The sequence below is a fragment of the Photobacterium sp. 53610 genome, assembly GCF_036409375.1.
GTDB lineage: Bacteria > Pseudomonadota > Gammaproteobacteria > Enterobacterales > Vibrionaceae > Photobacterium.
The window spans coordinates 707,955-734,827 of record NZ_JAXOFS010000001.1 but is presented as its reverse complement, the minus strand read 5'-3'; the positions used below and the strand labels follow the sequence as shown (position 1 = coordinate 734,827).

The window sequence follows — 26,873 nt, the reverse complement described above, 5'->3', positions numbered from 1 at the left end:
CAAGGGATATTATTGGCTGACAGTTATTCATCAATGAGGAAATGCCTATGAAGTTCTTTTTTACCTTTACTTGTTATAGCAACTTCGCGATATCCAGGGACTCTTTCAATCCAGTCATTACTTTCAAAAAACTAAGTAGTGATGCCCCTAAGTGACCACCAACGTGGAACTTTCTTTCGCTCCAATCTAAGCATGGACAACATTTTTTCCTTCTAGTTTTTGCATCTATATTAATACCTAACTGTAAGAGCTTTTCTTGCCCTTGCACAGTAAGCTCTTTGCCCTCACTATCCATCCAGTTATTTCTCACTAGAGAATCATACAATTTAACCGCTATTTCACCGGCCAAATGGTCATAACATGTTCTTGCTCTTAGCAGTTCTTTAGGCACTTTGGTACGAGATGGACTACTTACTTGAAAAGTAATTCCCATCATATTTTCTAGTAATGCAGCGACGTTGCTACTATAGAGGCGAAAATATCTATGTCGCCCCTGAGCTAAACATACTACAAGATTAGCTTTCAGTAGACGAGATAGGTGAGCGCTAGTAGTCGATGGTGCAATATCTGCTATCACGCTTAGTTCAGTAGCTGTCCAAGCTTTTCCATCCATTAACGCACATAGGATTTTCATCCTAGAAGCATCCGACATGGCAGCCGCTAAGGCTGCCATGTCGGTTTCCTGACTATAGTCTAATAATTCTATTGAAGAGATACTTTGTTTGCTCAAGTTTAGACTGCCCAATCAACCGTTGCATTTTCGGCCAATGTATAGTTATCAGTTACAAGTATCAACCGATTATCATGATCACTATACTGAACAATAATGTTAACACCTTTATCCGCTAACGCTTTAGCTATCGCACCAAGCTCACCTGGTTGTTCTTGTTTGAGTTTTCGTATAAGTGGAGAAACGACTCCCTTTACTTCAAACCCATTATCAGTAAGAACATCCCTAGCCCTTTCTCCATCTTCAACTAGAAAATGAGCATGGCTATGATTTTCATGAACAAATACGCCCCCGCCTTCTAATCCAATTCCATTCCTTCCAAGGATTTCTCCAAAACGAGATAATTCTCCGGGACTATTTTTTAAAATCACATGTATATCATGCATATTTCTATCTCTATATTATTGAGAACAATATTCTCGAGTTGAGGTTAAAACGTTAATTTTGTAAGCAGAGAAAATAGAAGATTTCCCTTCGTCTTGAGCAAGCCTGTGCTGTACATTTTTCTTCCAATGCTTGATTGCTTCTTCATCTTTCCACCAGGATAGGGATATAAACTTGTCTGGGTTAGTTGTGCTTTGAAAACGTTCGATTGATATAAAGCCATCGATATCACTGAGAAGTGGTTTTAACTGTTCTGCCAACTGGAAATATCGGTCTCTCTTTTCGGCAACCGCCATTGCCTCAAATAATACGGCTATCATGACTTTCCCTATCTATGTCACTTAATTGTTGCTGGTACTATAGCGACTTGGAAAAGAGATACTTCGTTGATGACCGAAATATGGTTGTCGTATGATTACTGTTCAGGAGAGGAGAGTTTACAAACAACACAGTTTTCCATATCTGTGCTAATTCGTGGTTGACTAAATTAAGTTGTAACTCTAAGAAGTTTTGTCCAATTTCGTTTTACGTGATTACTCAAAGCAACACCCACTTCAAAAATATCTGAAACACAAAAAGTTACAGCGAACTAAGGTTCACAATGCTTTCCACTTGGTAATGGTCGTGAGAACTTACTGTCGTTTTGGAGGGAATTATCAAGCAATAAAAAAGCCTGTAAAAACAAGCTCTTTAAGTCATTTGGCAACGAAGTACATGTCCTTCGCGTAGATATTTCCTTTCGGGTTATTACGCGGGAAACCTTTCAGGTTACTTTTGACCAGTCTGGTGTGGTTGTAATAATAAACAGGCATGACCGGTGATGCTTTATCCAGAATCTGCTCCGCCTGACGATACAATCCGTACCGTGTGGGTTCATCAGAGACATCGGCCGCTTGCTTCAGCAGTGCATCAAAATCCGGGTTACAGAACCCGGTTTCGTTCCCGGGATGACCACAGGTAAAACTGTTCAAAATAGATGAAGGCTCAGCATAGTCACCAAAAGCATAAGAACGTGCAACAGTAAAATCTCCAGCAGCTTTCGCGGCCAGATAAGCGTTCCACTCCATGTTTTCCAGTGCGACGTTTACACCGAGTGTTTTCCACATCGCAGCAATGGCTAATGCCAGTTTCTTGTGGTTTTCACTGGTGTTGTACGTGAGCGTCACGTTTAAAGGCTTCGTCTGGCTGTAACCCGCTTTCGTCAGCAGGTCACGGGCTTCTGCCATTCGTGCGTCATGCCGCATCAGCTGATACGCCGGAGTATAATTCCTGTAATTCGGGATAATGTCCGGCACCACAGAAAATGCGGCCGGTTCACCCTGCCCTGTGACTTTTTGCACCAGCACATCCCGGTCAATCGCCATCGTCAGGGCGCGGCGCACATCCGGGTTATCAAATGGTGGTTGCTGGGTATTGAACGCGTATACATACGCCCCCAGCAGTCGCAATGACTTTAACTGTTCCGGGTTTTCTTTCATCAGCTTCTGGTAATACTCAAGCTGAACCCGGTTCGTCATATGAATTTCGCCAGCCTGATATCGCAATAACTCAGCATGTTGCGACGATAACGCCAGATAAGTCACACCGTTAATCACAGTAGAGGCGTTTTCCCGGTAGCGCTCATTCCGGGCCACCTCTACTCGTTCATTCGGTACCCAGGATTTCAGAACATACGCACCATTCGAAACAAAATACTCCGGACGGGTCCAGCTATCCGGAAATTGGCTGACAACATGTGCCGGTACCGGAAAGAAAGTTTTAATGCTCATTAAACTGAGGAAGTAAGGTGTCGGCCGGGACAGAGTGACTTCAAGCTGATGAGAATTGAGCGCTTTCACACCGAGCGCTTCAGGGGGGTGCTCCCCATTCAGAATAGCTTTCGTGTTGAGGATATTAGCTGTAGCCAGATTAAAACCGGTATTGTTCCCGGTTGATTGATTGACTGCACGACGCCAGGCAAACACAAAATCTGCTGCAGTTAAAGCTGTGCCATCTGACCATTGCAAGCCGGGACGCAACTGGAAGCGATACGTTTTACCATCATCGGAAACTGACCAGGATTCTGCCTGTCCCGGGATGATCTCACCGTCAAGGTTCTCGATCACCAGTCCCTCGAACAGATCATTAACGATCACATCGCCCGGACTGCCTGAACCGACAAATCCCGGATCAAGCGTACTGGGTTCAGCGCCATTGGCACGGACGAGATGCTGTGTTTTTGCCAGTTTGACGCCGTCAGGGACAACGGCAGCCGTCACCGAAACAGAACAAAAAACTGCGGTGAGCGCAAAACCAGCAATCAGAATTTTTTGATTCAAGACGAGTTCCCTTCGGTCTTTATCCCATCAACACCTGAAATCCTTGTGTCTGATGTACGCCTGTTTCAGCGATCCATAGAAAGTGCGGGGACTAGATAAAATGATGCCAGACCCTCAAAATGATTCAGGTCTGGCCAAAAGCAAAGCTTTTTTCTTTTCAATCAATTACTTGGGAATGTTAAAACTTTTGTCATTCAGACAGGTAAAAGTGTAGTATTCCGAACGTTCATTGAAATGGCTGAAGCCCTTGCCCTGACAGTATGCACCGTTGATTTCATTCATCACAGTCAGTGTTTGCTGACTCTTCACAGAGAAATAGCTGTCATTTTCACAGACGACCCGGATCTTGCCATCATCCCCCTGAGAGAATGCCCGCACTTTGGCAGCACACAATGAGTAGCTCACATCGACAAAGTCATTTGCTCTTTCATCTACCGATGCACTACAACCCGCAAGCATTACCGCTGAAACTGCAGCGAGACTAATTAAGGCTTTCACGATCATCTCCTTTTTTATATACCTCAGTTAGATTGTAGTGCGGTCGTAAATAAATCGCATCAATTTCCTGCTACTGAATCAAAAATATTTCGCATGGAATCATAAATTTAGACAAATCTAATGTATCACTCCAGGGAAGAAGCCGATGTAAACTCTTTAATTTTTCCGTCAACCACCAGAAAACAATCCATGCCTGCTGCAAGTGCAGCCTGACGTCCAAGAGAAGTGTCCTCAAACACCACACACTGAGAAGGCACAAGGCCGATTCGTTGAGCAGCTTCGAGGAAAGTATCCGGGTGAGGTTTGTGATTTCGGACGTCGTCCGCGGTGACCAGTGCATCCAGTGAGGGAAGAATATCCGTCATTGAGAGTAATTCCAGCGCATTGGACTTTCGGCAGCCTGTGCCGACGGCAATTTTCTTTTCCCCCCGGTAGCGCATCAGCAGCGAAAAGGTGGCCGGAATCACCTCCCCTTTATGCTCAAGGGCTTCAAAGAATTGCCACTTTGTATCTGCGACTACCTGAACACTGTGCTGCAGCTGATACTTTTCATTCATCATTTGCGCGGTTTTGACTGTCGGAGAGCCTCCCAGACTCATCAGCCATTTCGGATCAAACGGAATACAAAACTGTTCACACGCAGCACGCCAGGCCTTAAGATGCGCAGGCATTGAATCAATCAAAGTGCCATCCATGTCGAAAATCAGACCGTGATATTGAGACAGATCCATCCTTAACCTCCAAATCAACACATCTTCCATATTGGCTTAAAGTGCCTTTTCAGATCCAGATCTGTTTTCAACGCTTACCGGCGAAAAGTCACTCGATATCCATCACCACCAATCCCCATTTCTCGGCGATCCGATCGAAAAAACCCTGCGTTTTCTTCAGTTCAATCCAATGGTTAATAAAGTTAATCCAGACTTGATCATCACGAGGTAACAGCATCGCCAGAGGTGTCGCTCGCCGCATGCCCCGGACATTGGGCACAGCCAGCTGTGCAAAGCGGCTGGTCAGTGTGGCAGCCTCAATATTAGAAGTCACAATCACGTGAGCGCGATTGGACAACAGCGCCTGATACGCTTTGCCGCTCTCAACCACTTCTTGTCTGGCTTTCGGGAAAAACTCTTTCACCATCATTTCTTCCACAGAGCCCCGACGCGATGCCACAGTGACTGAAGATGCGTTAAAGTCGCTCCAGTACCTGAAACGACTCTGAATTGATTGATGCGTCACCGGCACAAATCCCAGATAGTAATAAGGACGGCTGTAGCCTACGATTTTCGCCCGGCTGATATTCAGCGCTGCGCTGCCGGTCAGATCATATTTCTCCGTAACAATCCCGCTGACCAGTGTTTTCCAGTCTGTTGCAACATATTCCACCGTCACGCCCAGATCTTTCGCCAGCTCTGTCGTGATATCAATGTCATACCCTTTGTAGAAATTTGTTGCGGGATCCCGCATAGTCATGGGTCCCCAGTCCCCAGTGGTTCCGACGCGGAGTACCCCCCTGTCCATCACTTTCTGTAAACGACTTGAAGCAGCATGAGCCTGGCTTATCATCACGATACACAACAGAAAAGCCAGAAACAGCAGTTTGAAGGACAAGGTAAGCCTCATCAGGACACCTCCGGAAACAACAGCGCAATCTTCACTATGTTTTGAATTAAAGATAGCATTGTCTGTGTAAAAATTTGTTGTGGCAGACAAGTTAATTCTGTCTCAGAAGTACAACATCAGAGGGAATGATGAAATGAAAGTCACTGAAGTAAGGTGTTTTCTCAAAAATAAGAAATCACATCAAAAAAACTGCATTACTGTTGTAATGCAGGAAACACAATATAAGGAATATTCTTTCGCTTGATTGCAAAGGTGATTATTTTCCCCGAACGTGAGCACCAACATTAATTGTGGTTCAGATTGTGTTTTCTCATTCGGAATTCACCCGGAGAGCAGCCCATGTGCTTTTTAAACACTCGCGAAAAATATGAAACATCTTTAAAGCCTGCCGAGTTCGCAATCTGAGATATTTTTTCACGATCTGAACTCAGCAATCCACAGGCAAGATCCAAACGTTTCTTAATAATGTACTGCTTCAGTGTCACGCCCATGATGCTGTGGAACAAACGCGAAAAATAGGTCGGAGAATACTGGCATGCGTTTGCTAAGTCCTCTTCCCTCAACGGTGAGCTGAGGTTTTCATCAATGATCTTGAGTGCCGGTCGGATCGACATCTCTCGATTCTCGAATCCTGGCTCAATATCAGCTTCGATGTTATGCGTATGAAGGCGGCTGAAACATTCTTCCAGTTCCTGTCGGCTCGCATTCGCCGGTAATACATCTTCACCACCGGCCCGGAGGACGTTCAACGCCAGATTTCCGTCGAGATTATGATAGACGACAACGACCTTTGCGGCAGGGAAGCGAGTTTTCACTGCCCGCAGCAATTCAAATCCTTCCGATGTCGAGTCAATGACCTCAAGAAAAACAAGTTCCTGCCCTGTCATTGATGACAATAACTCGTACGGAGAGATCTCGACGACCTTATGCGAAAGTTTCAGGTTTTCTTTCGCTTCTACCTGCTTGTCATGATGACTACTACTAACCCAAATCACACATTCACCTTAAACTACTCGTGTCATATTCCCATGTACATCAATTGATATGTACATGAATGGTGGTTGACACTCCTTGTCGATGAATAAAAAAATATTTATAAGAATACGTATGAATATCAGGGCAAAAATGTATTTACTTAAAATAATTAAGGTTCATTAAACTAAATTAATCCAGTCTTTCCGAAATGTTTCAAATATAAGCATCAATTATTTGAAAGTCTGCTATGAGTAAGACTTCAGTCAGTTGACATAGTTCCGTCATATGAATGATGTCATTTTTTAGTACTTATAATTATAATAATTAAAGCACTTATCACAAATAAGTCTATTTTTTTCACAGTGCTGACTTGTCGCAAAAAAAGACCAAAAGACAAAAAAGTCTGACAGCGAAGCTTAGAAATGCGGTCTTGGAAGGCTATATTTTTGTTTAAAAGGCGTTTTTCAGTATCATCTGAGATCCCATTGACTCCTACTTCAGGTAGCCCGTCAACTGTTGATACAGGTCAAAACTGCTGTCCTCTAACCAGCATTCAGTGATGAAACCCGCTTCCAGCCGAAACTGAATCATACCAGTCATCTGAATGACCTGCTTTTTGCCCGGAATATTCAGCCAGCCGCCCAGGTATTGAGCCTGACAGCGATATCTCACCACAGTTAGCGGAGGCTGACAGACGGTATCAGATATAGAGAATACAACTGATTTAAATTTTTGCCGCCATAACTGAAGGTAGGAAAGGTAACTCTCATGGGAGACCTGCTGCTTGCGGCCGCCCGGCAAATGAAAAATGAAAGGATCGGAGACGTATCTGGTCAGACTGTTACTATCGGCATTTGCCCAGATATCCTGGAACCAGGCATCGACCCATTCCCTTGTTGTCATCTCAGTTACAGCTCCGCTTCAATTCATCGGGACATCGTATTACACAGACTCGAATGCTGCGAAAATTGTGACATTAAAATGCTGCCTCAATTTATACTAGACCTGCATCAAATCCTATGTCGGGGTTTATTATTGCAAATTTTCTTCGCACAATATCAAATTTACTGACAATGAATAAAGTTAGCGTTGTGCATGCCACATCCGGCGAACATCAGACAAATTCTGTTTCGCCTGATCAGATGCATCTGAGAGAAAGAGCTCAGCCTGCCTCAGGTAAAACTTTGCTTTTTCTGGATCTTTTATTAAGAAATAGTTGTGCGCAATCACGCCCAGCAAATCAACGAATGCGCTTTTATCATGGGATCGGCTTGCCTGAGGCAGCATCGACTGAAAAATGAGAAGACTTGTTTCCGGTGTATTCACAGACATAATCTGCGACAGATCAGGGCTGACTGAATCGGGTGTGGCATAACAGTATGTCTTCGTATCATCTGCCCGGACGAAGCTACTCGCTGACAGCAGGCAGTAAATCACAATGCACGGGTAAAATTTTCTCATCACGCAACGTTTCGCTTTGTCCTGGCGGGGTACGCCAAAGGTAAAACAAGAAGTCATGTGCAGAATCATACTGATAAGTTCAACTGCCGCCGCACCAGTATTGTGCTGATTGTGCCAGCTTTGGTGATGGCCTCTCAGAGCCAAAGCAACTGAGAGGTGTGTTACCGTCAATAATACAAGTCAGATATCATTCAGAGCGGATCACTCATGTTCAGTCTGGATAATGCAGCCTGATAATAAGACAGGCTGGGAATGTGGGTATGATGGCTGAGTTTCTTGCCAACGGCCACAAAATCATACCCCAGCTCCTGAGATGCTCTCTGGTTCCACTCCCCTTCGGCAAATACAATCCGTCTTTTAAATGTCATTCCGGAATCCTGTTTGGCCCTGAATGCAGCGAGCGCCATAATCTCAGTCCGGCTTGGTGCATCAGATGATGAGGCGAACGTCATTTTACTGACATCAATCCCAACCGCTTTCAGCTTCATGCGGCTGACTGCCGCCCAGCCGCCGCTGGTAATCGCAACATGGGTGTCCTGACGAGTCCCCATCAGCTCGAGGAATTCCCGTGCGCCTTTGCTGAGCACAGTCTCTGCCGGAAGCGAAGTCAGTTTGTCCGCTAAATAGTCCAGATACTTTTGCTCCACCTGACGATGAATGATGGACCGGCTTGTTTCCACCGGGAACTGACGCAAGATGTCATCCAGCATTGCTGAATCAGTCACCCCTTTTTCCTGATAACGCGATTTATCTAAAGTAATGTGGAGCACATCTTCAATTGCCTGAAGAAAACAGCTCATGTCGATTCCCTGCGCATTCACCAGCGCACCGTCCACATCAACTAACAACAGATTCATCAAAATACCTTTGTTTATATCTTGGGAGATTGCGCCGTACAGCATGAAGATGTAAACAAAATGTTTCAATAACAATTTTGTTAAACTTCATTACTTTTTGAGTCGACTCAAACTCTTATCGTGCCATCAGATGCATTGCGTGTTCAGAACACAGCAAGGGATTACCACAAACCGCATGCTTATCAACAAAAATTTAACATCGTGATTTCTTAGCGATATTTCAGATTCTTTCCCACAATTATTCCGTTCGCCTCAAGAAGCGAGCCATATGTGAGTAATGAAGCAATCAAAGGATAATTATGATGAAAACTTCAACAGACCGCCGACGTTTCCTGCGTCTGACCATGGCAGGAATCATTGGTATCACACTGGGTGATCAAATCTTGCAGAGAAAAGCTCTGGCCAGTGAAGAGCTCCCACACTTGGAAGAGGATGATCCGCAGGCTTCGGCGCTGACTTATACGCACAAATCACCTCATGCAGACAAACATTGCGGAAATTGCATGTTACTCCAGGGCAACGAAGGTGATGAATGGCGCCCCTGCTCAGTTTTCCCGGGTAAATTAGTGAATGTAGAAGGATGGTGCGCAGCCTGGACAGCCAAACCTGCATGATTCCGGAAAGCCCGTTCCGCGGGCTTTTGCCCACCCGATTTTGGAAAAGATAGAATTTCAGAACAGATATCGAATGGAGGCGCGTCCCGGAGTCGAACCGAGGTCCACGGATTTGCAATCCGCTGCATAGCCACTCTGCCAACGCGCCTTATTGAAGCTTGTCTCAGAAGACGAAGCGCATTATCCAAATCCTGATAAAAAGTACAAGCCTTTTCTTCATCGGCCCGAATCAATTGGCGAATCTTCCGCCAAATGAAAGGAATCAGCCAAAAAACAGTCCGACCCGGTCATGGAGATGAACCTGCTCAACGGTTGTCTCGAAGGTTTGCTCAAGACATTCCACGGTCATCACTTGCTCAGGTGTCCCTTTTCCGACACAGGATCCCTGCTTGAGGATGATGACACTGTCGGCATGCCGTAGTGCCCGGTTCAGATCGTGATTGGCCATGACAACCGCAATCCCCTGCTCCGACAGCTCGGCCAGAAGACGGTACAAAGCCGCTTCTTGACCGATATCCAATGCGGTTGCCGGCTCATCGAGCAGCAGCAGACGCCCCTCTGAATGCAGTTCCGGCCAGATTTGCAGACAGGCCGCTGCAAGCCTGACCCGTTGCCACTCGCCGCCAGAGAGCTGCTGAATATGTCGTGACAGCTTATCTTCAATCGACAAACGGCGACAGATCTCCAGAATCGCCTGATGAACACGTTCCGCCTCGGCATCAGGAATGGCAGACACCGCAAGTCGCAGATACTGATACACCCCGACTGCAAAACCGGGCTTATCCTGCTGAGGGAGATAGCTGCGATATCTGGCCATGTCATGCAAGTCCATCGACGAAAGCGCTTCACCCGCCAGCATGACCTGCCCTGAACCGTGAAATAATCCGGAGAGGCATTGAATCGCTGTACTTTTGCCACTCCCGTTCGGACCGATGAAATGGACAATTTCGCCCCGCCGGACCGAAAAACTGAGTGGCAACAATCTGGTATCAAACGCGATATTGTCCACCCGGAGGATTTCTTCTTGTCCTGTCTTATCTGTCATCTTCAATTACTCGGCCTGCGAACGCAGCAGCATCCAGATAAACACAGGCGCGCCCAGCGTCGTTGTCACGACCCCAACCGGCAGTTCTGCTGCCGGTAACGCCACTCTTGCCAGTACATCGGACAAAGCCAGCAGCAACGCGCCAAAGCCAGCAGAAAGCGGCAGCAGATAACGGTTCTCTGTCCCCAGCGCCAAGCGCAGCAGATGCGGAACAACCAGTCCAATAAACCCAATCACACCGGCCAAAGCAACGGCAGCGCCGACCAGCAAAGCAATGACCAGAATCAAACGCCAGCGAAGCGCAGAGACATCCAGACCCAGCTGACGCGCATGAATTTCTCCCAGCATCAGAATGTCCAGTTGTTTACCGCGTGTGCAGAGCCAGATCAGGGCTGGCAGCAAAATCGCAAGGACACTGAGCTGCCCCCAGCTGACACCACCCACACTCCCCATCAGCCAGTACAGCAGCTGACGCTGATTCAGGTCATCACTGAAATAGAATGCCCAGGTCACCACAGCACCGGACAAAATACCCAGCGCGACCCCAATCAGTAAAAGACGCGTGGTTGAGACCCGCCTGACTCTGGCGAGACTGACCAAGAGCAGCGTAAAAACTAATGCGCCCGACATCGCGACAATCATCGTCAGCCAGGGTCCTGGCACCCAGGGCAGCAAAAACAGCATCAAGACCAAAGCCAGACTGGCACCACCGGATATGCCCAAGACACCGGGTTCTGCTAACGGATTGCCAAGAAGAACCTGTAATACAGCGCCGGATGCAGCCAGCGCGGCACCAATAGCCATTGCTGCGACCAGACGGGGAAATCGGATCTGCCACAGTAACTGTTTTTCCAGATCACCCTGAGGCAACCAAGGCAGCACCCAAATCTCACCGACGGACAGCGACAAAAAACTACAGCCAATCAACAACAGAACCACCAGCCAGACGCTGAATTTCCATTGAGATTGCCGTCGCTGTAAAAAACGCTCTAAGTGCATGAATTCGATTATTTTCGTGTGATGGAGTCAGAAAGGAAACATACAGTGTCTGCTAATAAATGAAAAGCAAGCCAGAACAATTGGCTTGCTTTTATACTCGGACAACACTTGTTTTAAAGCTATGGGCAATCATCACCCATTGCTGAGAGTCTGTGAATCAGACTTTCGCCCGGACCTGATCCGTCAGCTCAATGTCTGCTTTTTGTACCAGCAAACAGGCGCGCTGTCCCAAGGCGACATTTGGATTCGGAAAGACAACCGATTCCCCGCCTTCAGCTGCGACATAAGTTTCCCCGTTGTCCTGACCCAGCACTGTGCCTTCAGCAAAGTAAGTAAAATTGGCCTGATTTGCCGGGAAAGTAAAAGAAAAATCAGTTGTCTGTTTGGTCAGTGTGCGGGTGACACGATAAACACAGACTTCTTTGTCACCTGCATAAGCCGCCAGTGAATCCTTTGACACCAGTGCCAGCATCGCCTGGTTAAAGGCTTCCAGCCGGTGAAGATCGTTCTCTCCCAGCCGTGCGACCCGCCCGAGTTCCATTGTCAGCGCCTGAGCACCGTAATAATGCGCACTGTACCAGCTGAATGTTGGCGATGCAGAACCCGATAACATCATGGCTTCAATTTCACCGTGATGCAGGAAATTGAACAGCGCCAGTCCCCGGGTTTTCTTTTCACTGTAAGGGCTGACGGCAAACGTATAATGAGCGGATTCACGAATCGCACTGTGCAGGTCTAAATGCCATCGTTCGGCGTTTTCCAGAGGAGAGTTCTGGTAAAAGTCGTCTACGGCTCGCATCAGTAGATTCGCCTGCCGGCGATCAACATTACTCTCTTCGTTGATGCCTGCAAAAAGGCGGTTCATATTTTCATCAATGAAACGGGTATGCGCATTAATCGCTTCAGGATGACCGATAATCAACAGGAGTCGATGCTTAGGGAGCAGCTCCCCTTGCATAATTTTTTTCACCAGTTGCTGAAGCAGCTCAATTGGCCCTGTTTCATCCCCGTGAACCCCGGAGGACAGAATAATATCTTTACTATCTACTGACAGTAAAGGCGGTGTCACGGTTAATACACCACGCGCGGTCAGCTCACAGCTGACACCATTGTCTAATTGCCATTTTCCGGCTTCAAAAGGTCGTGTTAAATCCAACGTTGCGGAAAGAAACTCTCCTTCCTTTACTGCCTTGACCAAAGCCATCATGACCTCCTCGTCCGTGCAATCGGCATACTTAAATCAAGATTGTTTTATGCAGACATAAAGAATAAATAACCAATAAAACCACATGCTGTCATAAAATCAGTGAAATAAACTGATTTCACTATACATCTTGGCTACATAGTTTCAACAATATCTTGATGATGGCAGGTAATAATGAGACGAAGGTAGACTGAGGCCATAAAATGAAAAACCCAAGTAAGCGAATCGTCTTACTTGGGTTCTTACTAACTTAAACCGCTTACTTTTCGATTTTGATACTCTCAACGCGTGCTTTAAGCTTCTGGCCCGGGCGAAAGGTCACCACTCGCCGTGCCGAAATTGGAATATCTTCACCGGTTTTAGGGTTTCGTCCAGGCCGCTCATTTTTGTCTCGCAGATCAAAATTACCAAAACCGGATAATTTCACCTGTTCGCCGTTTTCAAGTGCCTTTCTGATTTCTTCGAAGAAGACTTCCACCGTATCCTTGGCGTCCCGTTTGCTTAATCCCACATTCTCAAACAGGTTCTCAGCCAAATCGGCTTTTGTGAGCGCCATAGATAACTCCCTCAAGACTGTGTTGAACGATTAGTAAACATATTCATCAACATGCTTACTGCGAATTAGTCATTACAAGACAAACACCGCGATATGCATTTAAATGCATTATAGCCTTCTCTTCAGTGCCTGACCTTAACTAGTGACAAGTTTATGCCAACTCGCTGATTTCCGCCAACTTTTTTAGGCAAACTTATTGTCAAACCCTCGATATATATATACCGGAAAAGCATGACAACATGCACCTTGTTGTGCTTAAACTTGCAAATCGACAACAATAAATACCAAAAATAACAAAAGTATCAGTCAATATGACTGACAAAATGAAAGCTATAAGGAATTCTTACTATTTATCAGAATCTTAGCTCTGTCTGCAAAAAAATCAAAAAAAAGCAGCCTCTGCGGCTGCTTTTTCATCAAATCTCAAGTGATTACAGAGGGTTAATCACGCAGACTCGCACCAAATTGTTCGCCCAGTACGGCGACAATCGCTTCAACTGCCCCCTGAATATCCGCTTCTTCAAGCGTACGCTCAGCGGATTGCAGGTAAAGAGCAATCGCCAGACTCTTCTTACCTTCTTCAACGCCTTTACCACGGTAAACGTCGAACAGGTTAACATCAGTCAGCAATTCACCACCATGTGCCTGACAAGCTGCCAGAACCTCACCAGCAGCTACATCTTCTGCAACCACAACAGCAATGTCACGACGGTTTGCCGGGAACTTGGAAACAGGCTGAGCCTGAGGGATTGCGCGGCTTGCAATTGCAGTCCACTCAATTTCAAATACGATTGTACGACCATTCAGATCGAACTTACGCTCCAGCTCAGGGTGCACCGTACCGATAAAGCCGACTTCCTGGCCATCGACAATAATCGCTGCAGACTGACCCGGATGCAGAGCCGGGTGTTTGGCTGCTTTAAACGTAAAGTCAGCGTTCGCTGTCAGTTCCAGAATCGCTTCCAGATCACCTTTCAGGTCGAAGAAATCAACCGTGTTTGTCGCGATGTCCCAGTGTTCTTCACTGCGTGCACCGGCAATCACACCTGCCAGCATCGTTTCCTGACGAATGCCGTTTTCTGCATTCTCATCCGGAATAAAACGCATACCGGATTCGAACAGACGAACACGCGGCTGCTGACGATTCTGGTTGAACGCAACAGTATTCAGCAAACCAGGCCACAGGCTCAGGCGCATCGCTGACATTTCAGCAGAGATAGGATGCGGCAGAATAATGGCGTCGATTTCAGGAACGATCAATTTTTGCTGCTCTGGCTCAACAAAGCTGTACGTAATCGCTTCCTGATAACCACGATCAACCAGCAGATCACGTACGCGTTTCAGCGGCAGATTTGCTTCCTGATGCAGATTCATGCTCAGCGCAGCCACTGGAGACTGAACCGGAATATTGTTGTAACCATAAATACGGCCAACTTCTTCAACCAGATCTTCTTCAATCGCCAGATCGAAACGCCATGATGGCGCAACCGCACGCCAGCCAGTATCTGTTGGTTCAACGATACAGCCCAGACGGCTCAGGATTTCAACCACGTCTTCATCGGAAACAAAATGGCCCAGCAGGCTGTCCAGTTTGCTGCGACGCAGGATAATGCTGCTTTGCTGAGGCAGAGACTGTTCAGATTCAGCTTCAACAATCGGCGCAACGTCACCACCGCAAATCTCAACCATCAGCGCAGTCGCACGCTCCATGGCTTTTGTTTGCAATGCCGCATCCACACCGCGCTCAAAGCGGTGAGAAGAATCGGTGTGCAGACCGTAGCTACGTGCACGGCCGCGGATTGCATCTGGTGCAAAGAACGCACATTCCAGCAGCACATCTTTGGTTTCTGCGCTCACACCTGAGTGTTCACCACCAAAGATACCGGCCATCGCCAGTGCTTTCGACTGGTCAGCAATCACCAGCGTGTCGCTGTTCAGTTCAGCTTCGGTCCCGTCCAGCAGCGTCAGCTTCTCGCCCTGCTCTGCCATACGGACCACAATACCGCCATCGATCTGGTTCAGATCAAACGCATGCATCGGCTGACCCAGCTCCAGCATGACATAGTTGGTGATATCGACGATTGGATCAATTGAACGAACACCACAACGACGCAGTTTTTCCGTCATCCACAGAGGAGATTCAGCTTTCACATTCACATTGCGAATGATACGGCCCTGATAGCGCGGACAAGCTTCCGGCGCTTTCACTTCGATGGAAATTTTGTCGTCAATTGCAGGTGCAACGACTTCAAATGCTGGTTCAGTGACCGCAGCACGGTTCAGGACACCGACTTCACGAGCCAGGCCAGCAATGCTCAGGCAGTCTGCACGGTTTGGCGTCAGATCAACATCAATGATGACATCGTTCAGGCTCAGGAATTCGCGGAAATCAGTACCGATCAAGGCACTTTCCGGCAGTTCCATGATGCCGTCGGAGTCAACATCAATACCTAATTCAGAAAAAGAACACAGCATGCCGTGAGAAGGCTGACCACGCAGTTTCGCTTTCTTAATTTTGAAGTCACCCGGCAGTACAGCGCCTACCGTTGCTACCGCAACTTTCAGACCCTGACGACAGTTTGGTGCACCGCAAACGATATCCAGCAGTTCTTCTTCACCCACATCAACTTTGGTGACACGCAATTTGTCGGCGTCAGGATGCTGGCCACACTCAACCACCTGACCGACTTTCACGCCGTTAAAGGTGCCTGCGACAGCTTCAATACCGTCAACTTCCAGGCCCGCCATCGTGATCTGGTGAGCTAGTTCTTCGCTGTTGTTAGCAGGATTAACCCACTCGCGTAGCCAAGATTCAGAGAATTTCATAATTTGCTAGCCCCTAATGCTTACTTGAACTGTTTCAGGAAACGAAGATCGTTTTCGAAGAATGCACGCAGGTCGTTCACGCCGTAACGCAGCATGGTCAGACGCTCGACACCAATACCGAAGGCAAAGCCTGAGTATTTTTCCGGGTCGATGTTTACAGCGCGCAGTACATTAGGGTGAACCATACCGCAACCCAGAATCTCCAGCCATTTGCCGCCTTTACGACGCACATCGACTTCTGCTGAAGGCTCTGTAAACGGGAAATAAGAAGGACGGAAACGAATTTCCAAATCTTCCTCGAAGAAGTTTTTCAGAAAATCGTGCAGAATGCCTTTCAGCTGTGCGAAGTTGACGTTTTCATCAACCAGCATCCCTTCAACCTGATGGAACATTGGCGTATGGGTCTGGTCGTAGTCGTTACGGTATACACGGCCCGGTGCGATAAAACGCAGTGGCGGCTGACTCGCTTCCATCGTACGAATCTGTACACCAGAAGTGTGCGTACGCAGCATCAGATCCGGATTGAAGAAGAATGTATCGTGGTCGGTACGAGCCGGGTGATCTTTGGCAATGTTCAGCGCATCAAAGTTATGGAAACCATCTTCGATCTCCGGGCCGGATTCAACGGTAAAGCCAAGTTCGCCAAAGAAGCTTTCAATACGCTCCATTGTACGGGTAACCGGGTGCAGACCACCATTCTCAATGCGGCGGCCCGGCAGGCTGACGTCAATGGTTTCTGCAGCCAGTTTGGCTTCCAGTTCGGCGCGTTGCAAAGCGTCTTTACGAGCGGCAATTGCCTGCTGAACAGCTTGTTTCGCCTGGTTGATCAGCTGACCAGCTTCACGGCGCTCTTCAGGTGGCAATTTACCCAGACTTTGCAGTTGAAGGGTCAGGTCACCCTTCTTACCCAGATATTGGACACGGACTTCGTCCAGAGCGGCGACAGATTCAGCCTGCTCAATCGCTGCCGTTGCGTTGGCAATAATCTCTTCTAGATGTTGCATCGTTTCCTCATCCACACAAGGTGGCATCCTTCAAGGGAGATGATAAATTCGCGTAACGATACATATTAATGAAAGCTGATGCTAAATCCAAACGCAATCGCCACTTAGCGGTGCATTTGCTTAAAAAAATTACCAGCCTGGAGCCTAAAAAGCTGGAATCTGTCCCTTTTTGCAAAGTCTGCACTGTCAGCACCCCGGCCCTCCTGCAACTGAGGGGGCCGGAAGCAATGGACATCTCGCAGTGTGCTTACCATTTATAGGCAACAGAGAACCGGATATCACGCCCTGCACCCGGCACCCCTGCCGCCAGATAAGGTTCGTAGTAACGATCCGTCAGGTTTTTCACCGTCAGACGTGTGATGAAATCCTGATTTGATGGCATGGGCAGCCATTCTGCATACAGTTCCTGCAACGTATAAGATTCACTTTTCACTGAGAGGTAAAACAGATCGTCAGCGGGCGGCGTCCGGTGCTGTCCGTCGTACCAGCGAACTTTCCAGCCTGTTGTCAGCCCTTCATACCATTGATATCCCAGGCCCAGATTGACATTGAGCGGTGCAATACCCGGCAGGTATTCATTCGTGCCGGTACTGTCAGCAAGAGGACCCTCATGTTTCCCTCTCAGTACACTGGCTGACAGATCGGTATACCAGCCGTTCAGGCGATAAAAAGCCCGGAAATCCGCACCATAAATATGGTAACCATCCAGATTCGTGCGCCAGCCCTGCAACTGTTCAGTCGACTTCTCACCACGGCGCTGTGCAACATCGTTTTCAGCCTGATTCCAGTGCAATGTCAGTTCAGCAGCCAGATGATCCCCTGCCGCCACAAAACCTCTCTCCTGATGCAGCACGCCAAGCTTGTACGCATGAATTCGCTCCAATTCCAGATCCCGGCTGCTGCTGATTGCTTTACTCGCACGGGCATACTGGACCGAATAAATATCATCAATACTGGGGGCCTTGAGGCTGTAAGCGTAAGCAAAATTAAACGCTGTGGTCGGCAGCCACTGATAATTCACCGCCAGTCGAGGGCTCCAGCCACGATGTGAGACTTTGCTGTAATCATGCCCGGCATCGGGATCATTGTAATCACTCGCCAGATTCTCTTTCCCTTCACTCACGATGTAATCGTAACGAAGTGAAGGTGTGATCAGCCATTGATCGGTCAGGTGATAGTCATCCTTGATGTAGAAGGAATAAGTATCCTGCGTCCCGGAAGGTTCAAAATACGGTGTGTAATAGCCGAAATTCTTTTTCTCGTTCTTCGCGGCACTTTTATTGAAGACATGAGAGTTTCGATCAATCGATTTATACTGGAGACCGCTTTCGACCACATGCTTACCCAATGTGGCGGTATTCGTCAGGCTGGCGTAGTCACGTCGATAACTCAGCCAGGATTCATGACCATAGTTACCTACGCTGACGTACATCTTGTCCCATGCGATATCCGGCCGTACCCAATGGCGCTCATTTTTCGAGTGGGCAAGGACAAGCTCGACATCAACCCAAGGACTGATCGGAGAATACTGATAATTAAAGGTGGTTGTCTCGTCCGTGAAGGTATTATTGACTGTGTATGCATATAAGGCTGCATCATAAGAGCCGTATTTCTCAATCAAACGATCGGTAATTTCCGGCATGCCCCCCCGTCGGGTTGCCCAGGGTTTCTGGCCTGTATCTTTGTAACGGCTGTGGCTGAGCATCAGCCGGTGCTCCAGGTTTTCATAACTCAGCTTCGCCAGCATGTTGTGCTGCTCATAAGCTGAATAATCCAGTGTCTCCCCATTCCCGAGCGTGACGTCGCTGGACTCGCGAAAAACACCATTGACCAAAAATTGCCAGTCTTCACCGAGCATGCCGTACGCAGTCGCACTGTAACGTTCCAATTCATCGTTTGTGTTGTAACCGCCTTGCAGACGAACACCAAAAGTATCGTTTCCACGCAAGAAATCGGACGCGTCTTTGGTCGTCAGCTGCATGGTGCCGCCAAAGCCACCATTACCGGTACGCACTTCATGGGCACCTTTGGTCAGATAAACTTCGCTGATCAAGGCTGGATCAAAGAAGAAACTACCGTAACGATATTGCTGAAAACCAATGGGCGCGCCGTCCACCATGACATTGATATCATCCGGATCAGAGAAGCCCCAAATGCTGATTCGCTCGCCGCTGGAGCGTGCGCCGCCATCCAGATTCACGCCCGGTATTGCATCCGCCAATTCAGCCAAATTTGTGGGCTGAAGCTCTTCAATTTCACTCAGGGTCATGGTGACTTCACCTGGCTTTGTCAGCACAACCGGCCTGGCCATACGCGTACCAATGACATCAATCGTCTCCATCCCGGCTTCGTCATACGTTGATGGTGCAGCAATAGATAAAGGAGATGAAACCGCCAGAAAAACAGCGACAGAACATAATCTTACTTTAAATAACAACATGCTTAATAGGTAATAAACTGCATAGAACGAAAAGTGCGGGGATTCTATCGCATGGACGCCGCCCTTTAAATGAAAATAATTATTATTTGTAAGTAAGGAGTGTGGATTGATTACATCTCGAGCAGAACAAGTCATCACTGATACCGGATCAGTCACTCTTCCCTTTGCAACGCTCTTCATTTATCAGAATTAATGCCGGAACTTTCAAAGAATTACTTTTTCATCATTCCTTAGCATCAAGGTTGTCATTCCTTTCTGGGATGATGTTTTTTTCATTCTGTTTTTTACTCGCGAATAAGGAACCACTGATGAAAAAACACACAGCCACAATCTTATCTGGTCTCATATTGGCTTCATCTGACCTGGTTTATGCAGGTTTATACCCCGCTCAGCAAAACAGCCCGATAGAAACGGTAAAAACACCTATGTTTATCGCACTGGGTTTTGACGACAATACAGAAGCCGATGGTCTGCGATGGGTCGAGGCAACCCTGAACAACCATACCAACCCCCGGGGGTTGGACGCTTTTGCCGGTTCACCTTTAACTTCCACCTTTTTCATGCATTGCCAGCCGGCAAGAACTCTGCCAGGAATTGTGTCACTCTGGCGACAGCTCAACCGAGCTGGCCACGAGATTGCCAATCACACAGAAACACACCCCGATGACAAAGTGAACTATAACCCGCTGGAATCCTGGATGACTGCGGCGCAATGGCAGCAGGAAGTCGCCCGTTGCAATCAGTTTCTAACGCAGAATGTTGAACAAGGGGGTATCGGCGCACCCGCTATTGCAGGATTCCGGGCCCCATTTCTGACATATAACGACAATACATTAGATGCGCTGACAGCCAATGGGATTCAATATGATGTGAGTTTTCCGGCAGGCATTACTGCCGAAGAAGACGGCACCAACAATTACTGGCCCCACACACTGGATAACGGCAGTCCGTCACAATTCATTGCTCAGCAAGGTGGTTGGAAGCCTGTGGTGAAAAATGTCACCGGGCTGTGGGAAGTACCAATGCAAACGCTGATTGTGCCAAGCGATGAAGAAGCCGCTGCGTACGGACTGCCCTATTCACTCAATGACAAAATAGCCAGCCGGGTTCCCTATTATGATCCGCAGGCGAGAAAAGCTGATAATTTTGACTGGAACCTATACACCACAACCGATTGGGGTGGATATGGCCTGAATGCTGCCGATGTACTCGCGCTGTATAAATACAACCTCGACCTTCATTTACAAGGAAATCGTGCCCCGTTAGTGCTGGGCTTACACTCTGCTTTCTACGGCACAGTCAACGGCGGCGAACACATCGGTATGCCTGACACCACGGTCTCTGAACGCCAGGAAGTGCTCAGATCATTTTTCCGGTACGCGCTGACCAAACAGGAAGTTCGCTTTATCTCTCACCGTCAGTTAGTGAAATGGATGCACGCCCCAACGCCTTATCTGAGTTGCGCTCAAGAGGCATGGTCTGCTCATCGGACATACCGAGCCGGTGATCTGGTGAAATATCAGGGCAGTTACTGGCAGGCAAAATGGTGGACCGTTCAGGAAATACCGGGCACGACACCTGACAGCCCCTGGGAAAAACTGAAGGGTTGTGAAGAGAAATAATCGAATCAATACAAAAAGAAAAAAGGAGAGCCGAAGCTCTCCTTTCCCATCAAACTGAACTGTAATTACAGTGCAGCTTTCGCTTTTTCAACCAGAACGGTGAAAGTCGCTTTGTCGAAAACAGCGATATCAGCCAGGATCTTACGATCGATTTCGATAGATGCTTTCTTCAGACCGTTGATGAATGCGCTGTAAGTCATATCGTTTTGACGTGCCGCAGCATTGATACGTGCAATCCACAGTTGACGGAAAGTACGTTTCTTGTTGCGACGGTCACGGTAAGCGTATTGACCGGCTTTAGTAACTGCTTGGAAAGCTACGCGGTATACACGTGAACGTGCACCGTAGTAACCTTTAGCTTGTTTAAGAACTTTTTTGTGACGTGCACGTGCTTGTACACCACGTTTTACGCGAGGCATAGGAAACTCCTAACTTAAATTAAACGAGAACTAAAAACGATTAAGCGAATGGCAGCATACGTGCTACTGCTGCTACTTCACATGCTGGAAGAATGCAGTTTGGACGCAGCTGACGCTTGTTCTTAGTCGTACGTTTGGTCAGGATGTGACGCTTAGTCGCACGCTTGTACTTAAAACCACCAGCAGTTTTCTTAAAACGCTTAGCAGCACCTTTGTTGGATTTCATCTTAGGCATGATGAGACTCCGCATTGTTGATAGTTAATAACACAGTAATCAGGCGAACAAAAAGCGCTGCTCAAAGCAGCGCTTTGTGCTACTTGAAGGCCTAAATTACTTCTTCTTAGGGGCAAGCATCATGGTCATCTGACGACCTTCAACTTTATTAGGGAAGCTCTCGACGACAGCGATGTCGGCCAGTTCATCCTTAATGCGGTTGAGCAGATCGATACCCAGACCTTGGTGGGCCATTTCACGACCGCGGAAACGCAGTGTGACTTTACCCTTGTTGCCCTCTTCTAAAAAGCGAGTCAGGTTGCGCAGTTTTACCTGATAATCGCCTTCATCTGTACCAGGACGGAATTTAACTTCCTTCACTTGGATTTGTTTTTGCTTTTTCTTTTGCTCTTTAGCAGCCTTGCTCTTTTCGAACAGGTACTTGCCGTAGTCCATCACACGACAGACAGGTGGCTCGGCATTAGGGCTGATTTCAACGAGATCGACACCAGCTTCATTCGCTGTTTCCATTGCTTCTTCAATAGAAACAACACCGATAGATTCGCCATCGATTCCAGTTAAACGAACTTCGCGTACGCCACGGATTTCGCCATTGACACGGTGTGGATTTTGCTTAACTGGAGCTTGAGTTCTTCTTCCGCCTTTAATACCTTATTCCTCCAAAACATTGAGCTTACGACTGCTAATCTCTTGCTGCATGTAAGCAACAAAATCGTCAATCTTAAATTTACCCAAATCGTTACCCTTGCGAGTCCGAACTGCAATCTCGCCTGCTTCGACTTCTTTGTCGCCGCAAACCAGCATGTACGGAACTCGCTTCAAAGTATGTTCGCGGATTTTAAAGCCAATTTTCTCATTTCTCAAGTCCGCATTGACTCGGATTCCACTTTTTTGCAGTTTTTCTACAACTTCGCGAACATATTCTGACTGACTGTCAGTGATATTCATGACAACTGCTTGTTGTGGCGCCAGCCAGGTCGGGAAATAACCTGCATACTCTTCAATCAGAATACCGATGAAACGTTCCAGGGAGCCAAGAATTGCACGGTGAATCATCACAGGCGTGTGACGCTCGTTATCTTCACCCACATAAGTAGCACCCAAACGCTCAGGCAGAGCAAAGTCTAGCTGAACAGTACCGCACTGCCAAGCACGATCCAGACAGTCATGCAGAGTGAACTCAATCTTAGGTCCGTAGAACGCACCTTCGCCTTCCTGAATGTCATATGGAATATTCATGGATTCCAGTGCAACTTTCAGGTCTGATTCCGCGCGATCCCACATTTCGTCAGAGCCGACACGCTTTTCAGGACGCGTAGACAGTTTCACCACGATGTTATTGAAACCAAAGGTCTCATACATGTCGTAAACCATCTTGATACAAGCCGTGACTTCTTCCTGCACCTGATCTTCAGTACAGAACACGTGAGCATCATCCTGAGTAAAGCCACGAACACGCATCAGACCGTGCAGTGCACCTGATGGTTCGTTCCGGTGACAGCTGCCGAACTCCGCCATACGGAGCGGCAGATCACGGTAAGATTTCAGACCCTGGTTGAAGATCTGAACATGGCCCGGACAGTTCATTGGCTTGATGGCATATTCACGTTTCTCAGATTCAGTGGTGAACATGTTTTCAGCGTACTTGTCCCAGTGACCAGAACGTTCCCACAGCACGCGGTCCATCATCAACGGACCTTTCACTTCCTGGTAATCGTACTCAGTCAGTTTGCTGCGAACGAACACTTCCAGTTCACGGAAAACAGTCCAGCCGTTGTGATGCCAGAACACCATGCCCGGTGCTTCCTGCTGCATGTGGTACAGATCAAGTTGCTTGCCCAGTTTACGGTGGTCACGCTTGGCTGCTTCTTCCAGACGAGTCAGATGTGCTTTCAGCGCTTTCTTGTCATGGAATGCTGTACCGTAGATACGCTGCAGCATTTTGTTGTCACTGTTACCACGCCAGTAAGCACCGGCAACGTTCAGCAGTTTAAAGTGCTGACAGAAACCCATGTGCGGAACGTGCGGGCCACGACACATGTCGATATATTCTTCGTGATGGTATAAACCCGGACGATCTTCGCGAGAAACATTCTCGTCCAGAATTTCCATCTTGTACGGTTCGCCACGTGATTCAAATGTATCACGCGCTTCCTGCCAGCTGACTTTCTTCTTGATCACCGGATATTTGGTTTTCGCCAGCTCCACCATACGTTTTTCGATCTTTTCCAGATCTTCGGTGGTCAGCGGTTGCTCGAGATCAACGTCATAATAGAAACCGGAATCAATAGTAGGACCGATCGCCATTTTCACATCAGGATAAAGCTGCTTGATCGCATGACCCAGTAAGTGTGCACAAGAGTGGCGAACGATTTCCAGACCGTCATCGTCTTTCGCAGTGATGATTTCCAGGTTCGCGTCGTTTTCAATCAGATCGCACGCATCAACGCGTACGCCATCAACACGACCAGCGATACAGGCTTTCGCCAGACCAGGGCCGATTGATGCTGCGACATCCATTGTAGAAACCGGGTTATCAAACTGGCGTTGACTGCCGTCAGGAAGAGTAATTACAGGCATTCATTAATCCTTTGTTCAGTGGTGCCACATACCAAGTAGCACATGCAATTTTTTGTTTGACCGCCTGCCAAGATGCAGTACGGTGATGAGAAAGCGTCTGTTTCGGTATGAATTTTGGTACAAATCAAAATTACTGACCCCAGACAGAAGGCGAATTGTAATGGAATGACTCATAAAACTAAAGGAAGAAAAGCCTTTGGGATGTGAGTCACTTGCAAAAAAAGGCAAAAGTTGCTTTCATTTGTATAGGCAATTTAAAGTCGCGTATGACTCAGAGACAACACCATGGCAAACGCACCGCGTTATCAGCAAATTAAAGACTACCTCGATCAGAAGATTCAGAGCCGCGAATGGCCCCCTGGTCATAAAATTCCAACCGAAATTGAGCTGTCTGAACAATTTGAAGTCAGCCGGATGACGGCGAATAAAGCGATCAAAGAACTGGTCAATGAAGGTTTTCTGGAACGCACGCCACGGTTAGGCACTTTTGTCTGTAATAAAAAAGCCGAATCTCCCCTGATGGAAATCCGCAATATTGCAACAGAAGTTACCAGCCGGGGGCACCAGTACTCCAGTAAAGTGATCACCCAAAAGCAAGTGAAAGCCCGCGATGATATCGCATTGCGTCTGGGGGTGCGTCATGACACCACAGTCTACTTTACCCAAATTGTCCATTACGAAAACAGCGTCCCGATTCAGCTCGAAGAACGCTGGGTCAATCCGTATTTTGCACCGGACTACATCCAGCAGGATTTTACGACACAAACGCCGAATGAATACCTGATGCAGACATGCCCGCTCAGTGACATCGAGCATACGGTAGAGGCCATCCTGCCGCCGCCTCACATCAGTGAGCTGCTTGAAATGACTGAAGCATCTCCTTGTCTGCTCCTGAATCGCCGTACCTGGAGCAGTACAAATCTGATCAGCACTGCCCTGCTCTACCATCCGGGCGACAAATACAAACTCAGTTCCAGAACCCGAGTGGGATAACCTGCCACTTCAGCCCGGAACACAGCATACAAAGTCTCCTATCTCTGCTATCTGACTGATTACAAAGCCTGAATGTCATTTTCAGGCTTTTTTGTATACCTCACGCATGTCTTCTTTCACTGACAACAAACACTGCATTCTCAACAGCTGTTAATAGAATCATTCAATATTGATCACATTTTTATTACATGACGTCTTGAGTTTTATCGCATTTCAGACTTTAATTTGTATATACATAAACAACCCCAAGAGATGCAGCTCAATGGAACGCATTCTGACCAATCTCAAACTTGTCACGATGGCACCGGTACACGGTTATCAGGTCATTGATAACGCGATGGTGATCATTCGTCAGGGCAAGATCAGCTATGCGGGATCGTATCAGGCGGACCAGCTCAACCATGCAGAGCGTCAGGCTGAGATTATCGATTGCCGGCAAGCACTGGTCACACCGGGATTCATCGACTGCCACACGCATCTTGTCTTTGCAGGCAATCGTGCCAATGAATTCGAACAGCGTCTGAACGGCGTGCCTTATGAAGACATTGCCAAAGCCGGCGGCGGTATTTTGTCTACCGTACGGGCCACCCGGGAAGCAACCGAAGACGAATTGTTCGACTCAGCCATGGAACGTCTGGCTGGCCTGAAACGTGACGGCGTCACTACAGTGGAAATCAAATCCGGCTATGGCCTGACCACAAAAGATGAACTGAAGATGCTGCGTGTTGCCCGTCGTATCGGTGAACAGGCAGATATCAAAGTCTCCACCACCCTGCTGGCTGCCCATGCACTGCCACCAGAATTCGCAGGCCGCAGTGATGCTTACATTGACTTAGTGTGCGATGAAATCATTCCCGCTGCAGCGCAGGAGAATCTGGCTGATGCAGTCGATGTGTTCTGCGAAGGCATCGGGTTCTCCCCTGCGCAATGCGAACGTGTTTTCAATGCTGCAATCAAACACGGCCTGATGATCAAAGGCCACACCGAGCAGCTGTCGAATCTGGGCGGGAGTGCATTAGCCGCCGAAATGGGCGCCAAGTCAGTCGACCATATTGAATATCTGGATGAAGCGGGTGTGGAAGCACTGGCGAAACACAACACGGTCGCGACGCTTCTGCCGGGTGCCTTCTATTTCCTGCGTGAAACCCAGCAGCCGCCTGTCGCGTTGTTAAGGGAAAAAGGTGTGCCGATGGCAATTTCCACCGATTTCAATCCGGGGACCTCTCCGATTGCTTCCCTGAGAACCATGATGAACATGGCCTGTACCTTCTTCCGTCTGACCCCTGAAGAATGTCTGCGGGGCGTAACCGCCAATGCGGCACAGGCACTGGGACGGAGTGAAACATGCGGGCAAATCCGCGAAGGCATGGCTGCTGATCTGGCACTGTGGCGCGTCGGTTCTCCTGCAGAACTGTCTTATCGCATGGGCGTACCGGATTTGATTGCCCGTGTCGTTGATGGCGAATTCTTTTATCAACCTGAAAATCAGTAAC

26 protein-coding genes and 1 tRNA gene are annotated in these 26,873 nt (G+C 47.8%); 4 read left to right on the top strand and 23 right to left on the bottom strand.

The window, feature by feature from the left end; genetic code table 11:
* Positions 1-73 precede the first annotated feature (73 nt).
* From SPK40_RS03495 to SPK40_RS03445, 11 genes are all read right to left on the bottom strand, one after another.
* A complete protein-coding gene (locus tag SPK40_RS03495; protein WP_330959449.1) occupies positions 74-673 on the bottom strand; it encodes an ArsR/SmtB family transcription factor in 600 nt (199 codons plus the stop codon).
* Positions 674-732: 59 nt separating this feature from the next.
* Positions 733-1,116: an amino acid-binding protein gene (locus tag SPK40_RS03490; protein ID WP_330959448.1), complete on the bottom strand. Its 384-nt coding sequence runs from the start codon at positions 1,114-1,116 to the stop codon at positions 733-735.
* A gap of 15 nt (positions 1,117-1,131) precedes the next feature.
* Positions 1,132-1,434, bottom strand: a complete 303-nt coding sequence (locus tag SPK40_RS03485; protein WP_248140380.1) for an antibiotic biosynthesis monooxygenase family protein — start codon at positions 1,432-1,434, stop codon at positions 1,132-1,134.
* A gap of 375 nt (positions 1,435-1,809) precedes the next feature.
* Positions 1,810-3,432, bottom strand: coding sequence for a peptide ABC transporter substrate-binding protein (locus SPK40_RS03480; protein WP_330959446.1), 1,623 nt, complete (start codon positions 3,430-3,432; stop codon positions 1,810-1,812).
* A gap of 165 nt (positions 3,433-3,597) precedes the next feature.
* On the bottom strand, positions 3,598-3,930 hold the full coding sequence (locus SPK40_RS03475) for a hypothetical protein (protein ID WP_248140382.1): 333 nt from the start codon (positions 3,928-3,930) through the stop codon (positions 3,598-3,600).
* A 125-nt stretch (positions 3,931-4,055) separates the two neighbouring features.
* A complete protein-coding gene (locus SPK40_RS03470) occupies positions 4,056-4,661 on the bottom strand; it encodes a beta-phosphoglucomutase family hydrolase (RefSeq protein ID WP_330959444.1) in 606 nt (201 codons plus the stop codon).
* 88 nt (positions 4,662-4,749) lie between these two features.
* Entirely contained in the window at positions 4,750-5,550 is an 801-nt protein-coding gene (locus tag SPK40_RS03465; RefSeq protein WP_330959443.1) for a transporter substrate-binding domain-containing protein, read from the bottom strand.
* A 284-nt stretch (positions 5,551-5,834) separates the two neighbouring features.
* Positions 5,835-6,437, bottom strand: a complete 603-nt coding sequence (locus SPK40_RS03460; protein ID WP_330959442.1) for a helix-turn-helix domain-containing protein — start codon at positions 6,435-6,437, stop codon at positions 5,835-5,837.
* A gap of 580 nt (positions 6,438-7,017) precedes the next feature.
* Positions 7,018-7,428: an ester cyclase gene (locus tag SPK40_RS03455; RefSeq protein ID WP_330959441.1), complete on the bottom strand. Its 411-nt coding sequence runs from the start codon at positions 7,426-7,428 to the stop codon at positions 7,018-7,020.
* A 180-nt stretch (positions 7,429-7,608) separates the two neighbouring features.
* Positions 7,609-8,043 (bottom strand): hypothetical protein, encoded by a 435-nt coding sequence (locus SPK40_RS03450; RefSeq protein ID WP_330959440.1) that lies wholly within the window; start codon positions 8,041-8,043, stop codon positions 7,609-7,611.
* A gap of 134 nt (positions 8,044-8,177) precedes the next feature.
* A complete protein-coding gene (locus SPK40_RS03445) occupies positions 8,178-8,843 on the bottom strand; it encodes a haloacid dehalogenase-like hydrolase (protein ID WP_330959439.1) in 666 nt (221 codons plus the stop codon).
* 299 nt (positions 8,844-9,142) lie between these two features.
* Between SPK40_RS03445 and SPK40_RS03440 the strand changes: the two genes are divergently transcribed.
* Entirely contained in the window at positions 9,143-9,457 is a 315-nt protein-coding gene (locus SPK40_RS03440) for a high-potential iron-sulfur protein (RefSeq protein WP_330959438.1), read from the top strand.
* A 74-nt stretch (positions 9,458-9,531) separates the two neighbouring features.
* Here the strand turns inward: SPK40_RS03440 and SPK40_RS03435 are convergent.
* From SPK40_RS03435 to SPK40_RS03400, 8 genes are all read right to left on the bottom strand, one after another.
* Positions 9,532-9,605 (bottom strand) — tRNA-Cys (locus SPK40_RS03435).
* A gap of 114 nt (positions 9,606-9,719) precedes the next feature.
* The gene (gene btuD / locus SPK40_RS03430; RefSeq protein ID WP_330959437.1) at positions 9,720-10,502 is read right to left on the bottom strand and encodes a vitamin B12 ABC transporter ATP-binding protein BtuD; all 783 of its coding nucleotides are present in this window, start codon (positions 10,500-10,502) and stop codon (positions 9,720-9,722) included.
* A gap of 6 nt (positions 10,503-10,508) precedes the next feature.
* A complete protein-coding gene (btuC, locus tag SPK40_RS03425; RefSeq protein ID WP_330959436.1) occupies positions 10,509-11,501 on the bottom strand; it encodes a vitamin B12 ABC transporter permease BtuC in 993 nt (330 codons plus the stop codon).
* Positions 11,502-11,658: 157 nt separating this feature from the next.
* On the bottom strand, positions 11,659-12,705 hold the full coding sequence (locus SPK40_RS03420; RefSeq protein WP_330959435.1) for a succinylglutamate desuccinylase: 1,047 nt from the start codon (positions 12,703-12,705) through the stop codon (positions 11,659-11,661).
* Between the two features lie 259 nt (positions 12,706-12,964).
* A complete protein-coding gene (gene ihfA / locus SPK40_RS03415) occupies positions 12,965-13,261 on the bottom strand; it encodes an integration host factor subunit alpha (RefSeq protein WP_248140391.1) in 297 nt (98 codons plus the stop codon).
* Between the two features lie 441 nt (positions 13,262-13,702).
* On the bottom strand, positions 13,703-16,087 hold the full coding sequence (gene pheT, locus SPK40_RS03410) for a phenylalanine--tRNA ligase subunit beta (RefSeq protein ID WP_330959434.1): 2,385 nt from the start codon (positions 16,085-16,087) through the stop codon (positions 13,703-13,705).
* Positions 16,088-16,107: 20 nt separating this feature from the next.
* The gene (gene pheS, locus SPK40_RS03405) at positions 16,108-17,091 is read right to left on the bottom strand and encodes a phenylalanine--tRNA ligase subunit alpha (protein ID WP_248140393.1); all 984 of its coding nucleotides are present in this window, start codon (positions 17,089-17,091) and stop codon (positions 16,108-16,110) included.
* Between the two features lie 247 nt (positions 17,092-17,338).
* A complete protein-coding gene (locus SPK40_RS03400; protein WP_330959433.1) occupies positions 17,339-19,432 on the bottom strand; it encodes a TonB-dependent receptor domain-containing protein in 2,094 nt (697 codons plus the stop codon).
* A 407-nt stretch (positions 19,433-19,839) separates the two neighbouring features.
* Between SPK40_RS03400 and SPK40_RS03395 the strand changes: the two genes are divergently transcribed.
* The gene (locus SPK40_RS03395; RefSeq protein ID WP_330959432.1) at positions 19,840-21,153 is read left to right on the top strand and encodes a polysaccharide deacetylase family protein; all 1,314 of its coding nucleotides are present in this window, start codon (positions 19,840-19,842) and stop codon (positions 21,151-21,153) included.
* 65 nt (positions 21,154-21,218) lie between these two features.
* Here the strand turns inward: SPK40_RS03395 and rplT are convergent, their stop codons facing one another.
* From rplT to thrS, 4 genes are all read right to left on the bottom strand, one after another.
* The gene (gene rplT / locus SPK40_RS03390) at positions 21,219-21,572 is read right to left on the bottom strand and encodes a 50S ribosomal protein L20 (RefSeq protein WP_248140397.1); all 354 of its coding nucleotides are present in this window, start codon (positions 21,570-21,572) and stop codon (positions 21,219-21,221) included.
* Between the two features lie 40 nt (positions 21,573-21,612).
* Complete coding sequence (rpmI, locus tag SPK40_RS03385; protein WP_036752866.1) at positions 21,613-21,807, bottom strand: 50S ribosomal protein L35; 195 nt, start codon at positions 21,805-21,807, stop codon at positions 21,613-21,615.
* A gap of 96 nt (positions 21,808-21,903) precedes the next feature.
* Positions 21,904-22,455 (bottom strand): translation initiation factor IF-3, encoded by a 552-nt coding sequence (gene infC, locus SPK40_RS03380; RefSeq protein ID WP_248141651.1) that lies wholly within the window; start codon positions 22,453-22,455, stop codon positions 21,904-21,906.
* Positions 22,456-22,458: 3 nt separating this feature from the next.
* Positions 22,459-24,387, bottom strand: coding sequence for a threonine--tRNA ligase (gene thrS, locus SPK40_RS03375; protein WP_330959431.1), 1,929 nt, complete (start codon positions 24,385-24,387; stop codon positions 22,459-22,461).
* 285 nt (positions 24,388-24,672) lie between these two features.
* On the opposite strand from thrS, the gene hutC reads away from it, so the two are divergent.
* Both hutC and hutI read left to right on the top strand, forming a co-directional pair.
* Complete coding sequence (gene hutC / locus SPK40_RS03370) at positions 24,673-25,380, top strand: histidine utilization repressor (RefSeq protein ID WP_248140399.1); 708 nt, start codon at positions 24,673-24,675, stop codon at positions 25,378-25,380.
* Positions 25,381-25,642: 262 nt separating this feature from the next.
* A complete protein-coding gene (gene hutI / locus SPK40_RS03365; protein ID WP_330959430.1) occupies positions 25,643-26,872 on the top strand; it encodes an imidazolonepropionase in 1,230 nt (409 codons plus the stop codon).
* Position 26,873 lies beyond the last annotated feature (1 nt).